A 2,884-nucleotide genomic window follows, 5' to 3' on the forward strand; every position below is an offset into this window, starting at 1 on the left:
AGAGCGGTCGACGGTTTCGAGACAACGGTCCGCGCGATCGTCGGCCAGCAGATCTCGGTGGCCGCGACCCGCACGATCCTCGGGCGGATCGCCGAACGGTCCGGCAAGCCCGGCTTCCCGGACGCGGAGACGGTCGCCGACCTGCCCGACGACGCCTTCCCGATGCCCGCCGCCCGGCGGGAGACGATCCGCGGCCTGGCCCGCGCGGTCGCCGACGGCACCGTCGACCTCGACCTCGCCGCCGACCGCGAGGAGCTGGTCGACAGCCTCGTCGCCCTGCCGGGCATCGGCGCCTGGACCGCCGGCTACGTGGCGATGCGCGCGGCCGGCGACCCGGACGTCTTCCTGCCCACCGACCTGGCCGTGCGCCGCGGCGCGAAGAACCTCGGCCTGCCCGACGACCCCAAGACCCTCGAAGCGCACGCCGCGAGCTGGCGGCCGTGGCGCTCGTACGCCCTGATCCGGCTCTGGAGGAACGCGTGAACACGACCACCATGACCACCCCGACCGGCCCGCTGACGATCATCGCGACGGACGCGGGCACCGTCCGCGCCGCCGGCTTCACCGACAGCGTCGACGAGCTGCTCGCGCTCGTCCACCCGAGCCTGCGTGGGCAGCCGAAGGAGCAGGCCGACCTCGGCCCGATCAGCGCGGCTGTCGAGTCCTACCTGGACGGTGACCTGACCGCGATCGACGCGGTGCCGGTCGAGCAGCACAGCGGCGGCGCGTTCCTGGGCCACGCCTGGGACGTGCTGCGCACGGTCAAGCCCGGCGAACCGGTCACGTACACGGAGTACGCGGAGCTGGCCGGCAACCCGACCGCCGTCCGCGCGGCCGCGCAGGCCTGCGCCCGCAACGCCGTCGCGCTGTTCGTGCCCTGCCACCGGGTCCTGCGCACCGACGGCACGCTGGGCGGCTACCGCTACGGGCTCGGCGTGAAAAAGTGGCTTCTCGGGCACGAGATGCGGTAGCCCGGTCGGAGCGTCTACCGTCACGGGGTGCGTACCAAAGGTGACCATCAGTCAGGGGTACGCAACCTGTGGCGGCTCCGCCGCTACCTCCGCCCCTACCGCCGCCAGTTCGCCGGCCTGGTCCTGACCGCCCTCGCCGGCACCGCCGTCAGCATCGCCGTGCCGCTGGTGATCCGCCGGGTCGTCGACGGGCCGATCGCCCACCGCGACCCGCGCGGACTGTTCGCGCTCGGCGGGCTGGCGCTGCTGTTCGGGATCGCCGAGGCCGTCCTGATCTTCATCCGGCGCTGGTCGCAGTCGAGCCAGGCGCTCGGCATGGAGGCGACCATCCGGGAGGAGATCTACGCCCACCTGCAGCGGCTCCCGGTCGCGTTCCACGACCGCTGGCAGAGCGGCCAACTGCTCGCCCGGGCCACCGCCGACCTCGCGGTGATCCGGCGCTTCCTCTCCTTCGGGCTGCTGTTCCTGATCGTCAACCTGACCACGTACGCCGTGGTGGTGGCGCTGTTGATCCGCCTGCACTGGCCTCTGGGCCTGCTGGTGGCCGGCAGCGCGGTGCCCCTGGCCGTGGTCAGCCGGCGGTTCACCCGCACCTACCTGCGCATCTCCCGCCGGATGCAGGACGAGCAGGGCGACCTGGCCACCCAGGTGGAAGAGACCGCGCGGGGCCTGCGGACCGTGAAGTCGTTCGGCCGGCAGGGTTTCATGAGCGGCCAGTTCGGCACCGGCGCCGACCGCCTGCGGAACACGGCGGTCGACAAGGGCCGCCGGCTCGCCGGCACGTCCGCGCACTTCGACCTGATCCCCAACCTGACGCTGGCGGCCGTGCTGGTGCTCGGCGCCGTCGAGGTCGCCGCCGGCCGGCTCACGATCGGCGAACTGGTCGCGTTCGTCACGCTGCAGCTGATGCTCATCTGGCCGATCGAGTCGCTGGGCTGGATCATCGGCAACGCGCAGGAGGCGATGACCGCGTCCGACCGGATCTACGAGGTGCTCGACACCCCACCCTCCATCGTGGACCGGCCAGGCGCGGGCCCGGCCGGGCCCGTCGAGGGCGAGGTGCGCTTCGACGACGTCTGGTTCAGCTATCCGGGCAGCGCGACGCCCGTGCTGCGCGGGATCTCGCTGACGGTCCGGCCCGGCGAGACGCTCGCCGTCGTCGGCACCACCGGCTGCGGCAAGACCACGCTCGTCTCGCTGGTGCCCCGGCTCTACGACGTGACCGCCGGCCGCATCACCCTCGACGGACGCGACGTCCGTGACCTGCGCCTCGACTCGCTGCGCGAGGTGGTCGGCGTCGCGTTCGAGGAGCCCACGCTGTTCTCCATGTCGGTGCGGGAGAACCTGGCGCTGGGCCGGACGGACGCGACCGACGACGAGATCCACGAGGCGCTCGCGCTGGCCCAGGCCGATTTCGTCGACGACCTGCCGTGGGGGCTCGACACCCGGGTCGGCGAGCAGGGCCTGTCGCTCTCCGGCGGTCAGCGGCAACGCCTCGCGCTGGCCCGGGCGATCCTGAGTCGGCCGCGGGTGCTGGTGCTCGACGACCCGCTGTCGGCGCTCGACGTGCACACCGAGGCGCTGGTCGAGAAGGCGCTGGCCGGCGTGCTCGCCGACACCACGGCCCTGCTGGTCGTGCACCGCCCGTCGACGATCGCCCTGGCCGACCGGGTCGCGCTGCTCGCCGACGGCGTGATCGCCGCCACCGGCACGCACTCCGAACTGCTGGCCACCGTGCCGGCGTACCGGGCGGTGCTCTCCGAGGCGGCGGCGATCGCGGACGCCGCATGACGGTGCACGCCTGGCGGGGCCGGGCCGCCGAACTCGACGCCGACCGGACCGCCGCGGAGGCCGCTGACCCGGCCGAGTGGCGGCCTGTTCGTCTGGGCCACCCTGCCGCCGGGGCTCGACTC

At 73.5% G+C, this 2,884-nt stretch carries 2 protein-coding genes and 1 pseudogene; all 3 read left to right on the forward strand.

Going from position 1 to position 2,884, the window contains the following annotated elements; genetic code table 11:
• Positions 1 to 483 (forward strand): annotated as a pseudogene (locus tag AB0H87_RS40135) (DNA-3-methyladenine glycosylase 2 family protein); the annotation flags it as partial.
• 11 nt (positions 484 to 494) lie between these two features.
• On the forward strand, positions 495 to 971 hold the full coding sequence (locus AB0H87_RS40140; protein WP_360158559.1) for a methylated-DNA--[protein]-cysteine S-methyltransferase: 477 nt from the start codon (positions 495 to 497) through the stop codon (positions 969 to 971).
• A 27-nt stretch (positions 972 to 998) separates the two neighbouring features.
• A complete protein-coding gene (locus AB0H87_RS40145; RefSeq protein WP_360158556.1) occupies positions 999 to 2,762 on the forward strand; it encodes an ABC transporter ATP-binding protein in 1,764 nt (587 codons plus the stop codon).
• The last annotated feature ends 122 nt before the right edge of the window (positions 2,763 to 2,884 follow it).

It is taken from the genome of Asanoa sp. NPDC050611, assembly GCF_040654855.1.
Lineage (GTDB): Bacteria > Actinomycetota > Actinomycetes > Mycobacteriales > Micromonosporaceae > Asanoa.

Bases quoted from the DNA above. Each gene is read 5' to 3' on its own strand.
- AB0H87_RS40140 (WP_360158559.1), top strand. From the start codon at position 495: ATGACCACCCCGACCGGCCCGCTGACGATCATCGCGACGGACGCGGGC.